This is a genomic window from Streptomyces sp. NPDC019224 (genome assembly GCF_040632605.1).
Lineage (GTDB): Bacteria > Actinomycetota > Actinomycetes > Streptomycetales > Streptomycetaceae > Streptomyces.
The window spans coordinates 55,580-74,505 of the sequence record NZ_JBEYCF010000038.1; the positions used below are offsets into that span (position 1 = coordinate 55,580).

Annotated in this window: 16 protein-coding genes; 11 read left to right on the top strand and 5 right to left on the bottom strand. The window is 68.7% G+C overall.

Features of this window, described 5'->3' with window-relative positions:
* Positions 1 to 171: 171 nt before the first annotated feature.
* The 3 genes from ABZ564_RS22870 to ABZ564_RS22880 are packed head-to-tail and all read right to left on the bottom strand — an operon-like array spanning position 172 to position 3,868.
* Positions 172 to 939 (bottom strand): SDR family NAD(P)-dependent oxidoreductase, encoded by a 768-nt coding sequence (locus ABZ564_RS22870; RefSeq protein WP_360859444.1) that lies wholly within the window; start codon positions 937 to 939, stop codon positions 172 to 174.
* On the bottom strand, positions 936 to 2,135 hold the full coding sequence (locus ABZ564_RS22875; protein WP_360859447.1) for an acyl-CoA dehydrogenase family protein: 1,200 nt from the start codon (positions 2,133 to 2,135) through the stop codon (positions 936 to 938). The genes ABZ564_RS22870 and ABZ564_RS22875 overlap by 4 nt, the downstream gene beginning before the upstream one ends.
* Positions 2,136 to 2,173: 38 nt before the next feature.
* Positions 2,174 to 3,868, bottom strand: a complete 1,695-nt coding sequence (locus tag ABZ564_RS22880) for an AMP-binding protein (RefSeq protein WP_360859450.1) — start codon at positions 3,866 to 3,868, stop codon at positions 2,174 to 2,176.
* A 132-nt stretch (positions 3,869 to 4,000) separates the two neighbouring features.
* On the opposite strand from ABZ564_RS22880, the gene ABZ564_RS22885 reads away from it, so the two are divergent.
* The 3 genes from ABZ564_RS22885 to ABZ564_RS22895 all read left to right on the top strand — a co-directional run bounded on the left by ABZ564_RS22885 (position 4,001) and on the right by ABZ564_RS22895 (position 6,097).
* Positions 4,001 to 4,840 (top strand): LuxR C-terminal-related transcriptional regulator, encoded by an 840-nt coding sequence (locus tag ABZ564_RS22885; RefSeq protein ID WP_360859453.1) that lies wholly within the window; start codon positions 4,001 to 4,003, stop codon positions 4,838 to 4,840.
* 322 nt (positions 4,841 to 5,162) lie between these two features.
* Positions 5,163 to 5,885 (top strand): hypothetical protein, encoded by a 723-nt coding sequence (locus ABZ564_RS22890; RefSeq protein ID WP_360859456.1) that lies wholly within the window; start codon positions 5,163 to 5,165, stop codon positions 5,883 to 5,885.
* Positions 5,882 to 6,097 carry a hypothetical protein gene (locus ABZ564_RS22895; RefSeq protein ID WP_360859459.1) on the top strand — a complete coding sequence of 72 codons (216 nt, stop codon included), beginning with the start codon at positions 5,882 to 5,884 and terminating at the stop codon, positions 6,095 to 6,097. Before ABZ564_RS22890 ends, ABZ564_RS22895 begins: the two co-directional genes overlap by 4 nt.
* 96 nt (positions 6,098 to 6,193) lie before the next feature.
* On the opposite strand, the gene ABZ564_RS22900 is transcribed toward ABZ564_RS22895, so the two are convergent.
* Positions 6,194 to 6,940, bottom strand: a complete 747-nt coding sequence (locus tag ABZ564_RS22900; protein ID WP_027737851.1) for a site-specific DNA-methyltransferase — start codon at positions 6,938 to 6,940, stop codon at positions 6,194 to 6,196.
* Between the two features lie 580 nt (positions 6,941 to 7,520).
* Here ABZ564_RS22900 and ABZ564_RS22905 point away from each other — a divergent pair.
* The 5 genes from ABZ564_RS22905 to ABZ564_RS22925 all read left to right on the top strand — a co-directional run bounded on the left by ABZ564_RS22905 (position 7,521) and on the right by ABZ564_RS22925 (position 15,806).
* Positions 7,521 to 8,663: a C40 family peptidase gene (locus tag ABZ564_RS22905; RefSeq protein WP_360859462.1), complete on the top strand. Its 1,143-nt coding sequence runs from the start codon at positions 7,521 to 7,523 to the stop codon at positions 8,661 to 8,663.
* A gap of 330 nt (positions 8,664 to 8,993) precedes the next feature.
* Positions 8,994 to 9,635: a TnsA-like heteromeric transposase endonuclease subunit gene (locus ABZ564_RS22910; protein WP_360859465.1), complete on the top strand. Its 642-nt coding sequence runs from the start codon at positions 8,994 to 8,996 to the stop codon at positions 9,633 to 9,635.
* Positions 9,632 to 11,677 (top strand): helix-turn-helix domain-containing protein, encoded by a 2,046-nt coding sequence (locus tag ABZ564_RS22915; protein WP_360859468.1) that lies wholly within the window; start codon positions 9,632 to 9,634, stop codon positions 11,675 to 11,677. Before ABZ564_RS22910 ends, ABZ564_RS22915 begins: the two co-directional genes overlap by 4 nt.
* Positions 11,674 to 12,762 carry a TniB family NTP-binding protein gene (locus ABZ564_RS22920; RefSeq protein ID WP_360859471.1) on the top strand — a complete coding sequence of 363 codons (1,089 nt, stop codon included), beginning with the start codon at positions 11,674 to 11,676 and terminating at the stop codon, positions 12,760 to 12,762. The genes ABZ564_RS22915 and ABZ564_RS22920 overlap by 4 nt, the downstream gene beginning before the upstream one ends.
* A complete protein-coding gene (locus ABZ564_RS22925; RefSeq protein WP_360859474.1) occupies positions 12,759 to 15,806 on the top strand; it encodes a TniQ family protein in 3,048 nt (1,015 codons plus the stop codon). Before ABZ564_RS22920 ends, ABZ564_RS22925 begins: the two co-directional genes overlap by 4 nt.
* Here ABZ564_RS22925 and ABZ564_RS22930 read toward each other — a convergent pair.
* Positions 15,753 to 16,190, bottom strand: a complete 438-nt coding sequence (locus ABZ564_RS22930; protein ID WP_360859477.1) for a GNAT family N-acetyltransferase — start codon at positions 16,188 to 16,190, stop codon at positions 15,753 to 15,755. The genes ABZ564_RS22925 and ABZ564_RS22930 overlap by 54 nt on opposite strands.
* A 270-nt stretch (positions 16,191 to 16,460) precedes the next feature.
* On the opposite strand from ABZ564_RS22930, the gene ABZ564_RS22935 reads away from it, so the two are divergent.
* Genes ABZ564_RS22935 through ABZ564_RS22945 form a run of 3 tightly spaced genes read left to right on the top strand, consistent with a single transcriptional unit; the run spans position 16,461 to position 18,881 of the window.
* Positions 16,461 to 16,769, top strand: coding sequence for a DUF6112 family protein (locus ABZ564_RS22935; RefSeq protein WP_011029048.1), 309 nt, complete (start codon positions 16,461 to 16,463; stop codon positions 16,767 to 16,769).
* On the top strand, positions 16,769 to 17,449 hold the full coding sequence (locus ABZ564_RS22940) for a hypothetical protein (RefSeq protein WP_252938962.1): 681 nt from the start codon (positions 16,769 to 16,771) through the stop codon (positions 17,447 to 17,449). The genes ABZ564_RS22935 and ABZ564_RS22940 overlap by 1 nt, the downstream gene beginning before the upstream one ends.
* A 28-nt stretch (positions 17,450 to 17,477) precedes the next feature.
* Entirely contained in the window at positions 17,478 to 18,881 is a 1,404-nt protein-coding gene (locus ABZ564_RS22945; protein WP_360859481.1) for an ATP-binding protein, read from the top strand.
* The last annotated feature ends 45 nt before the right edge of the window (positions 18,882 to 18,926 follow it).

Here is an 18,926-nt window from a genome sequence, read left to right on the forward strand (position 1 = left end):
CACGTCAAGATGTCGAACTCATGTCAACTCAGAGACCATCGATTCGATCGCGGTGTGCCGCTGGTGATCGCGCACCATGTCCCGGTCCATGCCGCTGACGAGAAGGCAGAAGGACAGGCCGGTCTCGGGGTCCGCCCAGGTCGACTGGCCGCCCGGCGCCCGTGAGTCGTGTCAGCTAGGAGCCATGCGGACGGCGCCGTCGAGCCGGATGACCTCGCCGTTGAGCATCGGGTTGACCACGACGTGGTGGACGAGCGCCGCGAACTCGGCGGGGTCGCCGAGTCGCGCGGGGTGCGGAACCTGCCGACCCAGGGATTCCCGGGCCTCCTGCGGCAGTCCGGCCACGAGAGGGGTGTCGAAGAGCCCCGGAGCGATGGAGACGACCCTGATCTGATGCTGTGCCAGTTCTCGCGCGGCAGGCAGCGTCAGGCCCACCACGCCACCCTTCGAAGCGGCGTAGGCGGCCTGACCGACCTGTCCGTCGTACGCCGCGATCGAGGCCGTGGCGATGAGCACGCCCCGCTCCCCCGCCACCGGCTCGGCGTCGGCGATCCGCTGTGCCGCGAGGCGGAAGACGTTGAACGTCCCGATGAGGTTGACCCGGACGACGCGCTCGAAGTCCTCCAGTGGCAGCGGCCCTCGGCGTGAGAGCAGCTTGCCGGGAGTGGCCACGCCCGCACAGTTCACGGCGGTACGCAGCGTTCCGAGCCCGGCGGCTGTGTCCACCGCGGTCTGTACGGATTCGGGGTCTGTCACGTCGCAGGGGACGAACACCGCCTTGCCCAGGGCGGACAGTTCGGCCGCGACGTCCGCGCCCGGGGACGTAGGGAGGTCGGCGATGACTACGTGGACGCCTGCGGTGAGGAGCTTCTCGGCGACGGCGCGGCCGAGGCCGCTGGCGCCGCCGGTGACCAGGGCGACCGATGTGTCGGGGTTCATCGGTGGGCCTCCTGCAAGGGGGCGGTAAGGACGTGGCCGACGGGACCGGGATTGCCTCGGGCGAGGTCGCGACTGATGACCATGCGCTGGATCTGATTGGTTCCTTCGAAGATCTGCATGACCTTGGCTTCCCGCATGTAGCGCTCCACGGGGAAGTCACGGGTGTAGCCGGCACCTCCGAAGATCTGTACCGCCTCGGTGGTCACCAGCATCGCGGCGTCCGTGGCGACGAGTTTGGCGATGCTGGCCTGGCGGCTGTAAGGAAGCCCGGCGTCTTTGCGCCGCGCCGCGGCCAGCACGGTCGCCCGGGCGGAGGTGACCGCGGCTTCCATGTCGGCTAGCAGAAAGGCGATCGCCTGGTGGTCGATGATCTTGCGGCCGAAGGTCTCCCGCTGCTGCGCGTAGGCGAGCGCGTCTTCCAGCGCCCCCTGGGCGAGTCCGACCGCCACCGCGGCGATGCCGAGCCGGCCGGCGTCCAGACCCTCCAACGCGATGGCCAGCCCTTGGCCCTCCTCCCCGATCAACCGGTCCGCGGGCACGCGGACACCGTCGAAGCGCATGGTCGCGGTGGCCGAGCCGGTCAGCCCCATCTTGCGCTCCGGCGGGTCGGCCTCCAGACCGGATGTGCCGGCCGGTACCAGGAAGCAGGAGATCCCGCGGGCCCGGTCCTCGGTGGTCCGCGCCATGACGGTGTAGAAGTCCGCGTGACCGCCGTGCGTCGTCCATGCCTTCGCGCCGGTCAGCACATACGCGTCGCCGTCGCGCCGGGCCCGGCTGGTCATGGCGGACGGATCCGAGCCGGCGTGCGCTTCGGACAGGCAGTAGGCACCGAGCAGATCGCCGGACAGCATCTGCGGCAACAGACGCTCGCGCTGAGCGGCCGTGCCGTGTACCGCCAGCGGAAAGCAGGACAGGGCATGCACGCTCATGCCGACGGCGATGCTTGCCCAGCGGATGGCGATCTCCTCGATGACCTGGAGGTACACCTCGTACGGCTGGCCCCCTCCGCCGTACTCGACGGGATAGGGCAGGGCAAGGAGGCCGGACCTGCCCAGGGTCCGGAACACCTCCCGGGGGAAGCGCTCGGCGGTTTCGTGCTCCCCGGCGCGCGGTGCCAGGTGGCGGTCGGCGATCTCGCGGGTCAGGTCGAGCAGGTCCGCCGACTCTTCGGTCGGCAGCAGGCGTGAGACAGGCATGGGTACGGTCTCCGGTATCTCGATCGGGGTTGGGAGGTTCAGTGACCGTCCAGTTCGGACCGGCGCCGCTCGCGCAGGACGAAGCGCTGGATCTTCCCGCTGGGTGTCTTCGGCAGGCGGTCGGTGAAGTGGATCGCCCGCGGGTAGGCGTGCGCGGCGAAGCGGTTCTTGACCAGGTACTGGAGCTCTGTGACGAGTGCGTCGTCGCCGAGCGCGCCCGGCCGCAGAACGACGAAGGCCTCCAGGACCTCTCCGCGCAGCGCGTCAGGTACTCCGACGACGGCGACATCGGCCACCAGTTCGTGCTGCACCAGTACGCTCTCGACGTCGAAGGGGCCTATGCGGTAACCGGCCATGATGATCACGTCGTCGTCCCGGGCGGAGAAGTAGAAGTAGCCGTCCTCGTCCCGACTGCCGGCATCACCTGTCAGGTACCACCGGCCGTCGGCGGAGAAGCGCTCGGCAGTCCTGTCGGCGTCACCGGTGTATCCGGTGAACCACATCAGCGGGCTGCCGGCGACATCGATCGCGACACGGCCTGCCGTCCCGGCCGGGGCGGGTTCGTCCTGTCCGTCGTGCAGGATCTCGGCCGACCAGCCGGGCAGGGGCCTGCCCATCGATCCCGGCCGGAGGGGGGACCGTACGGCGTCGGCCCAGCCGTTGACGACCACCATGCCGTGTTCGGTCTGGCCGTAGTGGTCCCGGACGGGGACGCCGAGCGTCCGCTCGGCCCAGCTGATCACTTCAGGGGTGAGCGGCTCACCGGCGGAGGACGCCGTACGCAGCTTCACGCCGTCCGGTACGGCCGTCTCGTCGTTGCGCAGGGTGCGGTAGACGGTGGGTGCCGCGGTGAAGTTCGTGACGCCGAATTCACGCATGACCCGCCAGGTCAGTGCGGGCGTGAAGCCGGAGTGCAGGAGAAGGCTCCGGTGGCCCGCGGCCAGCGGGCCAAGGATGGCGTAGTACAGCCCGTAGGCCCAGCCCGGATCGGCGGCATTCCAGAAGACGTCGTCGGGCCGGAGATCGAGGCCGTACTCCAGGTACGCCTGGAACGAGGCCAGCGCCTTGACCGGCACCGGCACGCTCTTCGGCGTGCCGGTGGTACCGGAGGTGAAGAGCTGGACCAGCGCCGCCTCTCCCCCACGAACGACCGCTCGGCCTTGCGGCTCGTCCCCGCTGTACGGGGCCAGCAGGTCGCTGAACGACAGCTCGCCCGCCGCCGGTTCACCGCCGGCGACCACGGTCCGCCACCGGGCATCGGCGGGCAAGTCCTCGCCGTGAACGAGCTTGTGCCGCTGATCGGCGTCGACGACCACGGCCTTCGCCTCGCTCGCCTCCAGGCGCAGCGCGATGGCGGGCGGGGCGAAGGCCGTGAACAACGGCACGTGAACCGCCCCGCGTCGCCAGATACCCAGCAGCGCCACGACGAGGTCTGCGGACTTGCCCATCAGAACAGCCACCGCGTCACCAGGCTCCACGCCGATCCCGGCCAGGGCGGCAGCGAACCGTGCTGATTCGCGGCGGAGTTCACCGAACGTGAGGTCGCGGGCCGACAGATCCGTCTCCACGACCGTGAAGGCCACGGCATCAGCAGGGTGCCGGTCGCACAGCAGCTCGGCGACACTCGCCTCCGGAGAGCCGAAGCGGGCCAGCAGCTCCCGGATCCGCTCCGCCTCCGCTGCCGGATTGCACGCTTCCCTGTTCTCGCTGACGGAATGACCGGTGCTGTTCATGATCGGAACCTTCCTGGCTCGGTCCGCCGACTCTTTGCGAGGGCGTTACGGGGACTTATGCTCCGGGTCACGTGGATGGCCGACTACCCCCGGAAAGGGGCAGGGGCAATGAAGCCCATTTCGGATATGTCGATGCGTCCCGACGACGGTGACGCGTTCAGACAGGCGCTGCGCCTGGCCCAGCGGCGCTGCGACATCCCGGTCGCGTTCGGCGGCCCGGTCCAGGGCGAAGTCCTGCATCTGACACAGCACATCGGGGTCCGGACTGCCGGGCTGCGCGGGCTTTCCGTCCGTGCGGCCGCCGGCCTGGGCGGACATGTCCTCGTGAAGCGCCGCCCCGCCGCCGTGGCGGACTACGGATCGGACGCCTCCATCACCCACGACTACGACGCCCCCGTCCTCGCGGAACACATCCGCTCGGTCGTGGCCGTTCCCATCGTGGTGTCCGGGTCGGTACGCGGGGTGCTGTACGGGGCGACGCGGGCCTCGACGCCGCTCGGGGACCGTGCGGCCGACGCCATGACAGGCGCCTCCCGGCAGCTGGCGACCGAACTCACTCTGCGCGACGAGGTCGACCGGCGACTGAGATTCCGGCTGGCCTCGGAGACCGGCTCGGACCGCGGAACGGATTACAGCGACGCCGAGCAGATCCGTGAGCTGCACGCGGAACTCCGCGCTCTCGCGCAGACCGTGAAGGACGACATACTGCGCGACCGACTGCTCGACGTCTCGCGGCGCCTGGCCGGCCTCGGCGCGACTCACGCACCGAATCCCGCTTCGGCATTGTCGCCCCGCGAGCTCGACGTCCTGGCGCAGGTCGCCCTGGGATGCTCCAACGCAGAGGCCGCCACCCGCCTGTCCCTCAAGCCCGAAACGGTCAAGGCTTACCTGCGCAGCGCCATGCGCAAGCTTGACGCCCGCACACGGTTCGAGGCCGTGGTCGCCGCCCGGCGCGGGGGCCTCCTCCCGTAGCTCCTGACGACTGCTGCGGACCGGCTGGCCGAGACGGGTTCGCCGACGGCGCCGGGCGCGTTGCGGGTTTCGGCCTCGGACGAGATGAGTATGCGACCGGCCCACCGTCAAGCCGCGCCGCTTTTGCTTGCTCAGCTCAGGGGCCACACCCTGGACAGCTCACGGCACAAGTGGAGGAGGGTCATGACCTACCGTCAGCTTAGCCAGGATGAGCACCGCCAGAGGACAGACCCGCCGCCGAGGATTCGGATTACCCACAGGCGGAATATCCAGAGCGTTCGCTCGATTTGTCTCCTTGCAGAGATAGCGGGAGGGTGCGCTGGTGGCCGAGCTGATGTTGTTCCGGCGAGACGCGAGCGGGCGAGACGTCGAGCTGCCCGGTTCGACGGTGGCGCTGGAGGTAGAGCTGCAGCGGCGCGTCGAGGCCGGCCTGGAGCAGATGCTGGGCGTCCGGTTCCTGGCATCGGAGTATCCGACCGGACCGTGGCACCGGGGGCGGATCGACACCCTGGGGTTGGACGAGAACGGCAGCCCGGTGGTGATCGAGTTCAAGAAGGGCTCGGACAACGGGGTGATGTCGCAGGCGGTGTCGTACCTGTCCTGGCTCGAGTCGGCGCAGCACGAGTTCGAGGTGCTCGTGCGGAAGGTGCTAGGCGCGGAAGCCGCCAAGTCCATCGACTGGCGTCGCCCGCGGATGATCTGCATCGCGGCCGGCTTCTCGCACCACGACCGGGTAGCCGTGCAGAGGCTGCCCGAGCGGATCGACCTGGTGCGCTACCGGATCTTCGACGGTGGCCTGCTGGGGCTGCTGCTCGTTGAATCCGTGACCGGCTTCCCGAGCGCTACCTCGTCCCGCCGGGGCCGGAAGCGGGCAACGGCGGCCGACAACGTTCCGGCGGCTCCGGTGATCTCCTCGCCGACGGGTGGCGGAGCGGTACCGGAGTGCCTGTGGGCCCTGTACGCGGAGCTGGACGAGGCGCTCAAGGCGTGGGCGAGGTGGAGGTGGCGCCGCTGCGGCACTACATCGCTTACCGGCGGTTGGTGAACGTCGCGTCGGTGATCTTCCGTCCTAGGCACGAGGCGATCCTGGTGTACCTCAGACTCGACCCGGACACGGTCGGGCTGGAGGAGGGCTTCACCCGGGACATGCGCGGCATCGGGCACCTCGGGACCGGCGACCTGGAGGTGCGCGTTCTCTCGGCGGCCGACCTGGAAAAGGCGGCGCCGCTGATCCGGCAGGCCTTCGAGACTGCCTGACGCAACGGGAAGGGCGGCTGGTGCGTCGGTCACTCGGTGCGCCAGCCGCCCTTTAGCGTCTGCGGGACGCCAGCCCCCGGCTCTCCGCTCTCATGCTCATGCCTCCGGTCCGGCCAGCTCGAAGTCGTCCTTCGTCAGTTCGGCTCGCAGCCGCTCCTCGGCAACGTCGGCGTAGTGCGCGGACAGCTCGACGCCCACGAAGTGGCGTCCCTCGCGCAGGGCCGCGACCCCGGTGGAGCCGCTGCCGGTGAACGGGTCGAGGACGGTGCCGCCCTCGGGGCAGACCTGGACGAGCTGCTGCATGACCTCGACTGGCTTCTGGGTGATGTGAACTCGGCCCTTACGGGGCTGGGAGGCGATGTAGTGCCCCGGCAGGTAGAGGTCGCGGGTGTTGTCCAGGGAGCCCTTGACGCCCCAGATGATGAACTCCGAGTCCTGCTTCGGCCCGCCCTTGCGGGGTCGGCTGGACGGCTTGATCCACGGGATGGTGCCGCTCCAGGTCCATCCCGCCATCTGAAGGGCGTCGGAGGTGGTCGGCTCCTGCCGCCAGTCGGTGAAGACCATGGCGACCGCGTGCTCGGTCGAGGCCCGGTACGCCTCGGTGAGCAGTTCGGTGAGCCAGGAGCGGTAGGAGCGCTGGTCACGGTTCTCACCCGGGAAGTTGGCGAGGTCGTGCGCCGAGTTACTCGTGACGTACTTGGCACGTGCGGTACGGCCGGTCCGGTCGGAGCTGGTGCGGCCCCCAGAGTTGTACGGCGGATCGGTGATCACCGCCTGGACGCTCTCGTCCGGGAGGGACTTCAGGACGGTCAGGGCGTCGCCTCGGTGCAGCGTATAGCTCATGGGGAGGGCCTCTCTTCGGGCGCGGCGGAGTCTGGACCTGCTCCGGGCAGCGCTCAACGGCGTGCGTCCGGTGCGAGGTTGCAGCGGAGGCTAGCGGCGAAATCCGGCCGCGCCTAACGAGGTGGCTCCCTGCTTCGGGCCCCTGGATGGCAGTCGTTTGGTGCGGCCGGAATCCCGGTCTACTGTCTCGCCGTGCCACCGGGAAGGAGCGCTGCTCCACCCCCGTTGAGCTGTGCTTATCCGTGCTTTTTCGTCCAATCGAGCTGCGTCGGAGGCATGTTGCCCATCTGCCCGCGAGCGCCGTGAGGAGGCCCCTGTGCACTGTCTGAGATTACGAGCGCGGCTGGCTGCCGCGCGTGACCTGAAACCGGCGTCCGGGAGCTACCAACTCCTCTGATCCGGGCCCGCCGAGAGGCGGATGCACATCGGCGCGGTGCCGACGGCTTTGCACGAGAAGTCGGCACCGCGTCTCCTTCGAACACCGAGGAGCCGCTGCGATGCAGCATGCCCTGACACACCCGCGCCCCGACCCACCTCCCTCGACTGGTCCGCACCACCGTCGCGCTGAACGGCGGCGGCCGTGAAGAAGACGACGGGAGCCCTCGTCGGTCTGTGCGCCACCGGACCACTCCTGCTGGCACTGCCGATCCTCGGCATCGGCGCCGGGACCGCCTCGGCTTCGTGCTCGACCGACGGTGCGCAGGGTGTGGACGCCTCCGCCGTCGCCAAGCAGGTGAAGGCCATCCTGGACGGCGGCGACAAGGGCTCGGTCTCCGTGCCGGGGCTGGACGCGCCTGCCGACCAAGTGCCCAACGCCAAGACGATCCAGGCCACGGGCGTCGCGATGAACATCCCCGCCCGAGGGCAGGTCGTCGCCCTGGCGACCGCGCTGCAGGAGAGCGGCCTGCGGAACCTGACCTACGGCGACCGCGATTCGCTGGGTCTCTTCCAGCAGCGGCCATCGATGGGCTGGGGTACGGCCAGCCAGATCCTCGACCCGGTGCACGCCTCGACGAAGTTCTATGAGGGGCTCAAGAAGGTCTCCGGCTGGCAGTCCCTCTCTGTCACCCAGGCCGCCCAGGCGGTACAGAAGTCGGGTTTCCCGGAGGGGTACGCCAAATGGGAGCTGCTGGCCACCGCCCTGCAGAAGGCCATCGAGCCCCTGCTGCAGAAGGCCGGCGGCGCATCGCCGAGCCCGTCGCCGTCCGGCTCTGCCGACACCAGCCCCTCTCCCGATTCCGCGGGGGGTTGTTCGGCGGACGGCGACGGGACGGACTTCGGCACCATCCCGGCGGGTGCACTGCCGAAGGAGTACAAGATTCCCGCCTCCGCGCCGCCGAAGGTACAGACGGCGATCCGGTGGGCGCTCGGCCAGCTCGGCACCCCGTATCAGTGGGGCGGCACGTGCACCGACTCCCACGGCAAAAACCCGATGGGCCGCTGCGACTGCTCCTCTCTGATGCAGGGCGCGTACAAGGCCGCCGGGGTCAGCCTGACGCGGACCACGTACACGCAGGTCAAGGACGGCAAGGCCGTCTCGGTCGATGCCCTCAAGCCGGGCGACCTCCTCTTCACCGAGGGGACGGCCGCCGTACCGGAACACGTCGGGATGGCGATCGGGCAGGGCCTGATCGTCCACGCCCCGCACACCGGTGACGTCGTACGGATCACCACCGTCGCGTCCTGGAAATCGCGGATTCTCGCGGCCCGCCGAGTCGTCTGACCGGCGCTTGTAGGTTCCGAATAGAGATGTCGTTGTCCAAGTGACTTGTCATCAACTTGTCGCCCGGCTTGTCCGGCTGAGCCTCCACTCGGTACAGCGCCAGCGTCAGTCTGGCGGTCCGCGGTCCAGTCTTTCGTTGGGTTTGTCCTCTGTTCCGCTCAGGCTAGCGCTGGTGGCGGCCAGTGTCCTGGTGTCGAAGACACCGGACACGAAGGGGCGACCATGCGGACTGGTACACGCGACGATGCCGCGACAGATAGCCGGACAGTCCGGGCCACATATCGGCGGAGCGACGGGCGGCTCGTCGAGGCCGAGCTCGACCGTGTTCCGGTGGACGACGTCGCCAGCGGACTCCCGGTACGCGAGTTCCGCTGGTACCGCGGCCGGAAGCACTACTCGGGCTGGTATCACGCCTCGACAACAGGCCGGATGGTCGCCTACGAGAGCCGCTTGGAACTCGCCCGCATCCTGATCGCTGACTTCGCCAGCGAGATCACGGAGATCGCGGCCCAGCCCTTTCAGCTGGTCGGCCCAGACGGCCCGCGCGTCCGCCGTCATGTTCCCGATCTGTTCCTCGTCCATGCCGACGGTCTGGTGACCGTCGTGGATGTCAAAGCCCCCACTCGCATGAAGGATCCCAAGGTGATCGCACAGTTCGACTGGACACGCCAGGTGTGTTCGCGTCGCGGCTGGGTCTACGAGACTTGGTCGGGGGCCGAGCCTGCCGTCGTGGAGAACGTCCGCTTCCTGGCCGGCTACCGGCGCCGCGACCTGGTGAAGACCTCGCTCATCGCACGTGTGCTGGACGCCGCTGCGGACCAGGCGACAATCGGCGGTATCGAGGCCACGATGGCCTTGCAGCCGTGCGAGATCGTCCGTCCGGTCGTCCTGCACTTGATCTGGTCCGGCCAGCTCGTCGCCGACCTGCGTACTCCGCTGAACCGCGCGAGCCGAATCCGGGTGGCGGCATGAACGCGTACACGATGCCCCTGTTCGCGGGGGCCCGGCTCTTCTTCGGCGGTGACGTCGTCGAGGTCGTGGAAGTTGAGGGTCTGCAGACGACAGTCCGAAACGAACGCACGGGCGAGTACAGCTCCGTTCCGCTCGGGCGGCTGGCAGCCGGAGCCCGGTCGATCAGTGATCCCGCACCGGCCGCCGCGGACGGGGTCGGCATGCTCCTGGCCACCTTGTCGGCCGGCCAGCGTCAGCGACTGGAGGAACGCGCAGGGCACGTACGCGAGGTGCTTAGCGGCTACCGGTCCGGACACCCCGGCAGTGCTCTGCCGACCGAGCCGAGGCCCCCATACGATCCCGATCTCCCGCTGAAGGACCGGACTGCGGCCAAGGCCGCTGAGCTGGGTATTTCGCCTCGCACACTTCAGCGCTGGCTGACCGCCTACCGGGAAAGCGGCGAGGCCGGCCTCGCCGATGCCCGCGCGGGAAAGACCTCAAGCGTCGATCCCCGGTGGGAAGAAGCAGTACGCCGGGTGATGGCCGAGTCGGTGACCGACTCGACCCCCACAAGGTCGGCCCTGCTGCTGCGGGCCGAGGAACGGCTGACCGGTGAGTACGGCAAGGGCACTGTTCCTGTCCCGTCCCGGAGCACGGCCTACGCCCGGCTCGCCTGGCTGGCCAAGGGCACGAACGCGGTCTCCGGCAGTGCCAAGGCCCGCCGCTCGATCGCCGAGAGGCCGCAGGGCACTTACGGGCGGCTGCGGGCCACCCGGCCCGGTGAGTACGTCGTGCTCGACACCCAGGACCTGGACATCTATGCCATGGAACCGGTGACCTGCCGCTGGGTTCCGCTCCAGCTCACCGTCGCCCAGGACCTGTTCTCGCGCTGCATCGTCGGTCTGCGGGTGACGGCCTGCTCAACGAAGGCGGTGGACGTCGCCGCCGTGCTGTTCGAGGCTATCTGCCCTCCGCTGGAGGACACGGTCCGGCCCGCGCTGGCGCCCTACCACGGGCTGTGGGACGAGGTGGTGTTCGCCGAGGACGGACTCGTGCCGGGCCGCGGGCTGTGTCCGCCGGAAACGCTGGTCATCGACCACGGGCGGGCCTTCATGTCCGCGCACGTGATCGGGGTCTGCACTCGTCTGGGGATGTCCATTCAACCGGCCCAGCCCAAGAAGCCCACGGACAAGCCGACCGTCGAACGCTTCTTCCGCACCCTGCGGGAAGGGTTGATCCAACATCTTCCCGCCTACAAAGGGCCCGACGTCCACAGCCGCGGACAGGCGGTTGAGGACGCCGCGTTCTTCTTCATCCACGAGGTGGAGGAGATCGTCCGTGAGTGGATCACAGAGGTCTACCACCGTCGTGAACACGACGGGCTGGTCATCCCGCAGTGGCCGAAGCTGTCGCTGTCCCCGCTGGAGATGCTGCGCATTGGTCTGGCCCGCGCTGGTCGGCTTCGCATGCCTGCCTCACCGGGCCTGGCCTTTCAGTTCCTCGCGGTCAAGCCGCGCACGATCCAGCACTACGGCGTCGAGGTCGATGGCCTGCGTTACAACGGGCCCGTGCTGGACGGCTACCGCAACGCACCGAGCCCCTACGCGGGTTTCGGGCGGCAGTGGCCGATCCACGTCAACCCCGATGACGTGCGGTTCGTCTACTTCCAGGACCCGGCAGACGACTCCTGGCATCCGCTGCTCTGGGAGCACGCCCCTGCGCTGACGATGGCCTTCAGCGGAGAGGCCGCCGCCTATGCCCGCCGTCTGGCCGCACGCGAGGGCCGGCACATCGATACCTCGCAGGCACTCGCGGATCTTCTGACCCGCTGGGATCAGGGCATGGTCACCGACCGTCGCGAACGCCGCATGGCAGTGCGGCTGTCGGCGGAACGCGGCGCTCTGGCCCTGCCGTTGTTGCCCGAGCAGTCTGGCCCACTGGCACCTCCGGAACTCAAGTTGGTGCCCGAACTGCCGGCCGGAGACAGCGACGAGGAAGACGAACTGTTCGACTCCCCCACGGGTGACGATTTCTACGCCGACGCCTTCGAGGTAATCGAATGAGGCAGCCCAACCTGTTCAGCCTCTCCCGCAAGGAAGGCTGGCGCCGCTTCGCCGACGCCCCGCCTCGGCAGCGGCCCGAGACACTGACCCGGGTCCAACTGGCCGCGCTGGGCGAGGCCGCTGCCGAGGACTACAACGACTCGCGGCACGACTGGCACGCGAACTTCGGCATCGTGCAGACCCCGCAGCTCGCGGGCATCCATGACGAGCTTGAGCAGATCGTGGCCAGCAACCGGCAGGACGGCGACCGCATCCGTTCCGCCGCCGTGATCGACGCACTGCCGGGCCTGGGCAAGACCACCATCGCCAACCTGTTCGGCCGCGAATTCGACCGCCAGCAGATGCGCCGCCTGTCCACGGTCACCGAGGCCGGACACGAACGCATCCCCGTCTTCCGCGTCGGCCTGACTTCCAACACCACCCTGCGAACCCTGAACCGAATGATCTGCGAGTACTACGGCCACCCGGCCACCGACCGGGCGAACGCGGCAGCCCTGGCCAGTCACGCCCTTGACTGTGTTCTGTCCTGCGAGACCCAGCTCGGCATCATCGACGACATTCACTTCATCGACCTGGACCGCCGCGACGGCCTGGCCGTGTCCAACCACCTCAAGTGGCTCGCCAACGAGCTGCCGGTCACCTTCATCTATGTTGGCGTCGGCTTGGCCGAGCGGCGGTTCTTCGCCGACGGCCTGACCGGCAAGAACGTGGCCCTGGCCCAGACCGCCCGCCGCTGGACCCGGCTCGGTGTCGATCCGTTCCGTCTCGACACCGACGAGGGCCGCCGCCATTGGCGGAGCCTGCTCAAGACCAGCGAACACCGGCTCGTCCTCACAGATCACCGGCCAGGGATGCTCCTGCGCAACGCCGACTACTTCTTCGAACGCACCAGCGGGCACATTGGGTCGTACTTCACTCTCCTCATGCGGGCCTGCTACCGCGCGATCCGCACGGGCAAAGAAGCAGTCACCCGTGAAGTGCTCGACGGGGTCCGCCTGGATGAGGCGTCCGAGCAGGCACGTCAGCAGCTGGCCGCCACCATGGCACACGGAAAGATCACCTCTGCGCTTGGTGATGCCTCGTGACCGAGACGCGAGTGCTGCCCCTGCGGATGCCCCTCCTTCCCGGTGAGGGTCTGGACAGCTGGCTGGAGACACTGGGCCGCCGCAATGGTCTGACCTTCTCCGCGTTCCTGCGCGTCCTGGGCCTGCCCCGGCACTACCTCACCCGCCCGCTGGTCAGCGACCTGCCCACCACCGTTCTGCGCCAGCTGGAGACCCGCACCGGCCTTCCGGCCGCCCGCCTCGATTCCGCGGTGATCGGCAGCGACTTTCCCTTTGGCCCTCGACGGCAGCGACGATGCCGGTTCTGTCCCCAGTGCCTGGCCGAACGGGAAGGACGATGGCTGCTGAAGTGGTGGCTGCCCTGGACCTTCACCTGCACCACCCACCAATCGCTGCTGCACGACACCTGCCCCGGCTGCGGTGAAGGGGCACGCGTCAGGCTCCCCGGACACACCCTCCGGTTCCCGTCTGGAACCTGCACACTCGGATCCCGCCTCGCGTCGGTCTGCGGTGCCGACCTCACCAGCGCGGAGCTCGTGCCGTTGGCCTCCGATCACCCGTTGCTCGCCACCCAGCACCGCATCGACGCTCTGCTTGCCGACCCCTCCACGGCCTACACGGTCCTGAACGACCTGAACCAGTGCACCCCATGGCTGATGCACACGATCAACGACAACGACATCCAGTCGATGGGCCGAGCGGTCCAAGAACGCTGGAACCGCAGGCCGCTGGCCACGCGGACTCCCGCCGACCGGGTCAAGCCGCTCGGCGCCGCCGTCAACGGCGTCATCGCCCACGCGGCTCTGCCTTTCCTCGACACTTCCAACGACTCCGTCGCCATCCGTGTTGTCCATGGACTGCGGGCCCGGCGCGACACCCCGAACAAGGTGATCCCCCGGGGCATGACCACCGAACAGTGGTCCCAGCTCTCACCCGGAACACAGCGCCGGTTCCTGCACGCCGGCGATCAGATCATGGGCGCCCTGGACCGCGTCCGCTTTTCCTCCTCCACCCCACGCGCCCGCGTCCCCGAACCCGGCGAGAACAGCGCGAACACACGCATCCGACACGTCCCGCAGGCGCTCTGGCCCGGCTGGACAGTGCGGCTCATTCCCCGAGAGGGAACGAAGGAGAACCTCTTCCGAGGCATCGCCGCCGCACTCCTACTCCTGCCCGGGGAACCGGTCCTGCGGGCACGCGGAGTCACCGACCGGCTGGGACCGCACCTGCCGAACGCCATGACCGTCATCTTGCAGCGAGCCCTCAAGTCCGGGCACCCGGACGTGCTCACCGCGCTCTGCAACCTCGCCCATCACCTCGACGACCACGGGAGCCCCATCGACTACGAACGCCGGCGGCGTCTCATCCCCACGGTCTCAATCAGCCCCGACCAGTGGCGCGAACTCTGTTTCCGCACCGGCACTCAGCCCGGTGAACAGCTCAGCGCCAAGACCACCCAGGCCCCCCGTTTCCTCAATGCGCAGCGCTATCTCAACCAGCTCCTCACCGGCGCGGACCTGACCGACCCACGCCACCCCCTCGTCCTGCGATCGGCATCCGACCGCTCCCGGTACTTCGCCTTCCCGCCCTCCCTGACCCTCGACCAGCGAGACGCCCTCCACCAGCACGCGATCGGCATCCTGCACGACCGGAACATCGCCGAGCCCCTGACCTGGGAGCCGCCGCAGGAGTGCGCTGACGGACTTGATCTTCCCGGCCGGCATCTCGATGACATCGACCTGGAAGAAGTACGCCGCATCGTCATCACCGAACAGCGGGCCCCTCGCGAGGCGGCCCGGGAACTGGACACCACCCTCACTCACATCCGATTCGCACTCGAACAGGTTCCCCGCGAGGCCCGCGAGTGGGGCAGGTCATCGAGCCTCGGCTCCTGGCGCCTGCACCAGCAGGCCAGGAAGGTTCTCACCACGACCTTCCTGCAACGCGAGTACGTCGACGGCGACAAGTCGCTGGCTCACATCGCTCAGGAAACCGGCATCCCCCGCCACATCGCCGTCGCCCACGCCCGCACGCTCGGGTTCGCCATCCGCCGCACCCGCAAGCCCTTCCCCATCAACGAGACATGGCTCCGCGAGCAATACCTCGCCCACAAGCGCTCAACCCTCGACATCGCCCAAGAACTCGGCACCGAAGACGAGACCGTCCGCCGACGCCTCAAGCACCTGAACGTTCCCCTGCGCCCCCCAGGAGTGCACAGCCGCACAGTCATGACCGCCAAGATCGACACCAGCCTCCCCCGGGACGTCCGGTCCGCCGCCGAAGGCACACTTCACGGCTGGCTCCGCCTCCACCGCTTCCAGATCGCCATGCGCTTCCCGTCCATCGACAGCGCCGCCCACCACCTAAGGGCCGAACCCAACGCGCTGGTCACACAGTTCCAGCGGCTGGAACGCGACATCGGAGCAAGCCTCTTCGAAAGGGCAGCCTTCGGCCGCCCTCAACAGCCCACGCAGCAGGGCCGACGCCTGCTACGACATCTCGAAACCGACCGCGTCCAGGCTCTGATGACCGCCTCACTTCCGCACGACGACACCTCAGACCCGCCCGACCACCGCGTCCTGGAAGCAGCCCACGCCAAGTTCCGGGTTCGCCGCAACCCCGGCCCGCCCACCCCGTTCAACGACATCGCGGTCGAGCGCGTCCGCATCACCAAGCCAACGCTCGCCCTCCTGCGCGACCTGCTCGCCCGAGCGCGGCAAGAGTCCTACGGCGCCGAGGTGATCGACCGCACCGGGCTCGATCCAGGAACCGTCTATCCCCAGCTCAAGCGGCTCGAACGAGCCGGCTGGCTCACCAGCCGGCTCGAAGACGACGACACCTGGATGAGCAGAGCCACACCAGGCCGGGGCCCAGGCAGACGCCGCACCTTCTACTCCCTCACCCCGGAAGGCCGCCGAGCCGCCTCGCACGAAGTACATAAGCGAGACGTCGAGAGCCCGACTGCCTCAACGCGAAAGCACTCAGCGGTCCAAGCGCGCACGGAAGGCCCGTTAATTGCCCATAGGGAACCGGAAGACCGTCGACTCCCTCGCCTTGAAACCTAGCCGTTCATACAACCGGTTCGCGGCCTCACGGTCCGGACGGGACGTGAGGTCCACAGTCCGTGCTCCCGCGTCCCGAGCCATCCCCAAAGCATGCTCGGTCAGTGCCGCTGCCACCCCTTGACCGCGTGCCGATCGGTCGACAACCACATCCTCCACCCTCGCCCGAAGCCCAGACGGAAGAGGGAAGAGCAGCAGCGTCAGCGTCCCGACGATTTCGCCAGATACACGCGCCACGAGCACGACGTTCGAATCGCACCCCACCAACCGCCCAACAGCTTCATAGTCCAAAGGTTTCGCCGTCGTCGACAGTTGCGGCAACAAGCGGCCGAACGCCTCCACGACTTCCTGGCTGGGTTGCTGGACGACTTCCACTTCAACACTCATGGACCTGAGCCTATCGATCATCACCTTGGAGGCACGTCCAAGGACGCCAGCACAGGTCCAGGCACGGGCTACGCCCGAAGAACTCGACAGATCGCCCGGACAAATCGCTGACAAGTTGCCCGGACATCACTCCATACCCCCAGCTCAGGGCACTGTCCGATGACAAGTGGACCCGGAACCTACAGCGCTCCTCCCCCCTCCTCACCTCCCCTCGCACCGCTGGTTCGCCCCACCGGGCTTTGGCGTGCGCTCATTCGAACTGGAGTTCCCGTGTATCTCGCTGAACAGGTCATACAGCTCGCCTACGACCCGGGAATCAAGCCCAACGAGGGCGGGCTCCCTGGGCTCAACGTCCTCAAGCAGGTGATGGGCTCGATCAACTTGTTCGGGCTCATCGCCGTGGTCGGAGCCCTCGCCGTCAGTGCGGGCGTGTGGGCCTGGGGTCACCACTCCGGTGGTCACCAGGCCGAGGCGAACGGGAAGAAGGGCGTGCTGGTCAGCGCTGGCGCGGCCCTTCTTCTCGGTGCGGCCAACGGTGTAGTGGCGTTCTTCTCGACGCTCGGGACGCAGGTCCACTGATGGCTCAGCACTCCACCCACCCCGGCGGCGCATCTCGCGTGCGCCGCCGGGCGCTGCTCGGCACTGCCGTCCTGGCGGTGCTCGTCGCCCTCGCCGGCCTGGCCGCCTACCTCACCCGCGAGGGCCGAAGCCCCTCCGATACCGCTTCCCCACCGCCGAGTTCGCCCACGGCATCCTCGTCGACCGCGGCGCCGTCCGGGCCGCACACCAGGCCCCGCGCTCTGCCCGTTCCGCCGAAAACCCACGACCCGATCACGTACGGGAAGGCCGCCGCCGCAGCGCTGTGGTCGTACGACACCCGTGCGTACTCGCAGCCCGAGCTGCGCAAGGCGCTGCGCGGCTGGCTGACCACGGAGTCGAAGTACGCCGACCCGGCCTCCGTCGACCAGGCGGTCCCCTCGGCCGTGCTGTGGAAGGAGATGGCGGCCAACAAGCAGGTCGCCACCGCCAAGATCAACGAGGGGCACTTCCCGCACGCTTTCACCCAGGCCCTCCAGGACGACCCCGGGGCCATCACCCAGGCGTACGTCTACGCCGTCACGGTCTCCGGCAAGCAGTCGATTCGCTGGAAGGGCTCGGCCGCCGGCGGCGCGGAGAGCCGGTCCACCACCCTCGCGGTCCAGTGCCGGCCCAACCACCCCTGCGCCCTGGTCGGCGTCATGCCGTCCGTCGCGCCCTGACCCTCGCCCCAGAACGGAGGTACGACCCATGGGAGTCTGCGACTTCCCGCTGATGGACAAGGTGTGCGGCGCTGTCGACTTCGCCACCAACCCCGCTGGCACCGTCACCGACGGTCTCGGCGCGTGGATCGCGAAGTCGGCGGGCGAGCTGGCGTCCAGCGCGGCCGACCTTGCCGCCAAGGCCGTCAACAAGACGACGGCCATCGACCTCAACGCCGGGTGGTTCCGCGACAACTACGAGCTACTGCTGCCCATCGGCCTCGCCCTGACCGTCGGCATCTTCTGCATCCAGCTCATGACCGCGGCCTGGCGCCGAGACGAACGTGCCCTCGCCAAGGCGGCGTTCGGCACCATGACCGGAGTCCTCTTCAGCTTCTCCGCCATCGCTTTCACGACCGTCGCCATCACCGTGGTGGACGCGCTGTCCGACGGCCTCTTCAAAGCCGCCAACACCTCGATCGACGACGCGATCCGTCGTGTGATCAAGGTTGATCAGATGGGGGCCATGTACGGCCTCGGCTGGGGTGTGCCCGCGCTGGTGGCCTTCGGGTGCGCGATCGGCGCCTTCCTCTACTGGGGCGTGATGGTGGCCCGCAAGGTCGGCGTCCTGATCATGGTCGCGCTCGCGGTGTTCGCCGGGGCGGGCGGCGGCTGGGAAGTCGCCAAACGGTGGCGGCGCGGCTGGATCGAGGCCACCGGCACCCTGATTGTCTCCAAGCTGTTGATGACCGTGGTCTTCCTGATCGGCGTCTCCGCCATGGGCAAGACCGACGCCAGCGACGGAATGGCGGCCCTGTCCGACGCGATGGCCGGCATCGTCGTGATGGTCCTGGTGTTGCTCTGCCCCTACGCGACGTACAAGTTCGTCCACTGGGCCAGCGACGGCGGCGGCCACGACGACATGCACCGCACCGGTGCCGCCGGCATGGCGGTCGCCGCAGGAGCCGCGAAGACCGCAGGCAGCCTCGCGATGCGGGCCGGTACCGGCGCCCCCGCTCCGCAGGGTCCGAACCAGGTCCCGGGCGCGGGCACCGATGGCGTCGCCTCCGGCATCAACCCCTCCGGCGGCAACCTCAGCAAGGAGGGCATCGACGCCGGGCCGCCCAAACAGCAGACCCGCTTCCGGTACGGCGAAGACCCGAACGCAAGCGGCGACAAGGGCCGGGCTCTGATCCAGCGCCCCGGGATCCCGCCGCTGATCACACGTCCTGGCGAGGACGAACCGGAAGGGTCCGAATCGACTGCCCAAGGCGTTGCGGTCGGCTCCGGTCACCTCGCAGCCGCATCAGCTCCGAGCGGCGACATGACTTCCATGCCGCCAGCCGACCCCGGACCTTCGGCCTCGGGCACTCCGGCGTCCGGGCCGTCGGCCACCGGCTCTGCGACGCCGACGAACTGGGTGTATCCCACCCAGCCGCCGTCGAGTTCCTGACCCACCTGACCCACATCCCCGGGGGCGGGCCGCACTCCACGGCCC